The 4,044-nt window shown below is 60.5% G+C and carries 3 protein-coding genes and 1 pseudogene; all 4 read right to left on the reverse strand.

Going from position 1 to position 4,044, the window contains the following annotated elements:
• A pseudogene (locus WCA53_RS07630) lies at positions 1-321 on the reverse strand (ABC transporter permease); the annotation flags it as partial.
• Positions 322-1,953, reverse strand: a complete 1,632-nt coding sequence (locus tag WCA53_RS07635; protein ID WP_423907585.1) for a sugar ABC transporter ATP-binding protein — start codon at positions 1,951-1,953, stop codon at positions 322-324. It lies immediately after the preceding pseudogene.
• Between the two features lie 210 nt (positions 1,954-2,163).
• Entirely contained in the window at positions 2,164-3,162 is a 999-nt protein-coding gene (locus WCA53_RS07640; protein ID WP_423907587.1) for a sugar ABC transporter substrate-binding protein, read from the reverse strand.
• Positions 3,163-3,525: 363 nt separating this feature from the next.
• The gene (locus WCA53_RS07645) at positions 3,526-3,807 is read right to left on the reverse strand and encodes a hypothetical protein (protein WP_423907589.1); all 282 of its coding nucleotides are present in this window, start codon (positions 3,805-3,807) and stop codon (positions 3,526-3,528) included.
• Between the last annotated feature and the right edge of the window lie 237 nt (positions 3,808-4,044).

The raw sequence follows: 4,044 nt of genomic DNA on the forward strand, positions 1-4,044 counted from the left end.
GTGCCACTGCAACGCCGCCATGCTAACCACCGACCCGCCCAGCGCCAGCACCGATCCCACCGACAAATCGATTCCCGCGATGATCAGCACGAACGTCATGCCCACCGACATCACGACGAGATCCGGAATCTGGTTCGCGATCGTACTAAAAGTGTCGTACGTCAAAAAGTGCGAACTCAGCGATGAAAACAAGATGATCATCGCGAGGAGCGCACCCAGGAGGCCCAGGTAATTGGACAGTCCCAGCCGCGTGCCCGCCGGCTTTACGTCCTTCGGCGGTTCCACTTTCAAGTCTGTGTTGTTGCCAATTTGTTCGCTCATTTAATGCTCCGCGGTGGTCTGGCCGGCCGACGCGTCCGGCGCATTGGGCGCCTTCGCGTCCGGCGTAATCGGGTCATGCAGGATTTCCTCGCGTTTCGCGTACCCGGCGAAAGCTGCCGCCAGCAATGCGTCCTGCGTCCAGTTCTCCCGCGAGAACATTCCGGTCATCCGTCCCGCCGACATCACGCCGATCCGATCGCATATGAGCATCAACTCACGCAGATCACTCGATACCACCACCAGCGCCCGCCCTTCCAGGGCCAGCGCGCCCATCAACGCATAAATATCGAACTTCGCGCCGACGTCGATCCCTCGCGTCGGTTCGTCGAAAAGCAAGACCGTGCAATCGCGCGCCAGCCACCGTCCGATCACCACCTTCTGCTGGTTGCCGCCCGATAACTCCGACACTGGCTGGGAAGGCCCGGCCGAGCGAATGTGCATCGCGTCGATCTGCCGTTGCGCCAGCGCCGCCTCGCGCTTGGCATCGACGATCCCGTGGCGCGATACCGCGCCAATGTTGCCAAGCGAAATGTTCGCCGCGATCGGCTGGGGCAACAGCAAGCCCTCGCCCTTGCGATCTTCGGTAATCAACGCGATGCCGTGCTTCACGGCGTCCGCAGGAGAGCTAATCGACACCGGCTGCAACGCCGCGCCCTTGTGCGCCACCTGCACCACACCGCCATCGGCCTTGTCCGCGCCGTAAATCAGCCGCATCAATTCCGTGCGACCCGCGCCGATCAACCCGCTGATGCCAAAAATCTCGCCTGCCTTCACCTCGAACGACACGTCGTGGACCACCGGCGCGCGGCTCATGCCCGTCACTTTCAGCGCGACCTCCCGGATCCGCCGTTCGCCCAGGTCGATCCGTTCGCCTATGTCACGCCCCACCATCAGCGTGACCAGCCGGTCGCTGGACAGATTGCTCATGGCATCGACGTGAACCAGCTTGCCGTCGCGCAACACGGCCGCCTGCTCCGCGATCCGCCTCAATTCTTCCAGCCGGTGCGAGATGTACACCAGCGCCACGCCCCGCGCCTTCAGCCGCTGGACCTGCTCGAACAGCAAATCCACTTCGCGCGCCGTCAGCATCGCGGTGGGTTCGTCGAGAATCAGCACGCGGCAGTCGCCAATCAGGTTGCGTGCAATCTCCACCATCTGCTGATGGCCGATGCCCAGTTCGCCGACCAGCGTATCCGGGTGAATCGCGTCCAGCCCCACCTGCGCCATGGCGTGGCGCGCGTCCTCGCGCAGCTTCGTTCTATCGATCCAGCCCAGCCCGCCGATCTGCGGCAAGCGGTTCAAAAACAAATTCTCGGCCACCGATAACGTAGGCAGCAGGTTCAGCTCCTGCATCACCATCCGCACCCCGAGCGCTTCCGCCTGTTTGCGGCTGGCGGGTGCGTAAGGCGCGCCGGCCAGCGTCATCGTGCCCGTGGTCGGGTCCACCAGGCCGCCGATGATCTTCGACAGCGTGCTTTTGCCCGCGCCGTTTTCACCCGTCAGCGCCAGCACTTCGCCCGCACGCAACGACAACGTGACATCGGACAGCACCGGTATCACGTATGTCTTGCCGACGCCTGTCACCGTGAGCACAACCTCATGGCCGGGCGCGACTTTCACAATGTCGTCCATTATTCCGTTCTCGCGGCAATCGTTTGCAGCCAAGCCACTTCACCGAACCTGAAAACGGCCGGGCTACCGATCTACACGCTGAACGCCCCATGCCCGAGGTCGAGAAAGATGCATCTTCGGTCCTTCATTCTCTGTTTATCGGCAGGGGCGTTCAGATCTTGAGTCTTTAAGCAGACAAATGAAAATCCAGATGCCTGCTCTTTGACTTATTTAAGCTGACTTCTTCGTGACCAGGACAACGGGCGTTTCGACCACCTCGGACAATTCCGACTGCTTCTTATGCGCAGCGATCGCCTTGAGCGCCGTGTCGATACCGAAAACGGCTTGCTTCGCCGCGAATTGATCGGCGGTGGCGAGCACTCGGCCGTCGGCGAGCATCGGCTTGATTGCGTTGATGTTGTCGTAACCCACGACGTACACCTTACCCGCCTTGCCGGCGGCACGTACGGCTGCCACCGCGCCGATCGCCATGTTGTCGTTGCCGCACAGCAGCGCTTTCACATCCGGGTTCGCGTTCAGGATCTGCGATGCCACCGCGTTGCCCTTATCGATTTCCCAGTCGCCCGATTGCAGCGACACGACCTTCATGCCGCCCGCCTGCATGGCGGCCTTGAAGCCGGCAGTACGCTGCTGAGCATTGGTCGTGGTCGACACGCCTTCGATAATGGCCACGTTATCGCCGGATTTGAGGCTCTTCGCGAGATAGTCGCCCACCAGCCTCGCGCCCTTCTCGTTGTCCGGACCGACGAACGGCACGTTCAGGTCCTTCGACTTGAGCACGTCCGTATCGAGCCGGTTATCGATGTTCACCACGATAATGCCGGCATCCACCGCCTTCTTGATCACGGGAACGAGCGCCTTCGAGTCGGCCGGCGCGATCACCAGCGCGTCGACTTTCGAGACGATCATCTGCTCCACGATGCGGATCTGGTTGGCCGTGTCGGTCTCATCCTTGATGCCGTTGGTGATCAGGTCGAACTGGCTGGCGTTGTGTTTCTGGTAATCCTTGGCGCCGGTTTCCATCGTGAGGAAGAACTCGTTGGCGAGCGACTTCATCACCAGCGCAACCTTCGGCTTTTGCGCCGCCTGGGCTTGAGCGCTCTTGGAAAGCAGCGACAGCGGCAACGCAGCGCACGCGCTCAGCGACAACGCGGTCGAGATAAAACGGCGGCGCGGCGTATTTTTGAGATGTTTTTGACGTGTGTTCATGCTGCATATCTCCTGATTTCGTTTGAGTTGTTGGATGAAGAGTTTGTTGCTTCCGACGCATTGCAGTCCTGTGGCGCCCGAACTCGCTGGAACAGCGCATGCACATGACGTACAGGCGGAGGAGCGTGGACGCTAATGCTGTAAATCGCAATTGCTGAAGGCCCTGATGGTCCTGACCGGGTCACTCGCCGTTAACCACATAGGGAATCACGCTGTCTGAACGAATCCCGGCAACCGTATAGGGGGCGTATTGGGCGTCGGCGGACACGCCGCAATCGACCGCCAACCGACGACCGTGTCAGGTCCGGCAGGTCAAGCGGCGTGCAGCTACCCGTGAGTGCGTGTGCTGCCCGTTGATCGGCCTCAAAGTTCATCGACGGATTCCCCGTCAACCTTCTTGTCGATGATGTCGCGCGCGTAGTCAATGCCCGCGCGCGTTGCCTCGATCGGGCTTTCGAACGGCTCCTGGTCCGGCACGCCGAAGATCTCCGATTTGCCGCTTACGCCGCTCGCACTGCGTGAAATGGTCACGACGATATCGAAATGGCGCGGGCCGTCGTCAGCTTCGTCACGCTCTTTCGCGCGGCGCATGGCCTGGACATGGATTTCGAAGCCCTTGTAGTGATCGGACAGAGGGGTGGACATAGGCAACTCCTTAAAACAAAACGGTGACAGCATCGCACGGCCTGGGGTGCTGCGCATATAGACCATGACGACGGCGGCTACGAGCTATTGCTAGTGAGTTTGCTTTTTATCGCGCATTGATGCCAAGGACGCCGTTCATGTTGCGACGCGGCAACGCTAATGGCTATCGTTTTCTGACCGGACAATCTAGTCGAACATGTCCGAAATTGTAAGATAAACGTCGCGGAATGCTTGCTG

It is taken from the genome of Caballeronia sp., from assembly GCF_049581465.1.
Classification (GTDB): Bacteria; Pseudomonadota; Gammaproteobacteria; order Burkholderiales; family Burkholderiaceae; genus Caballeronia.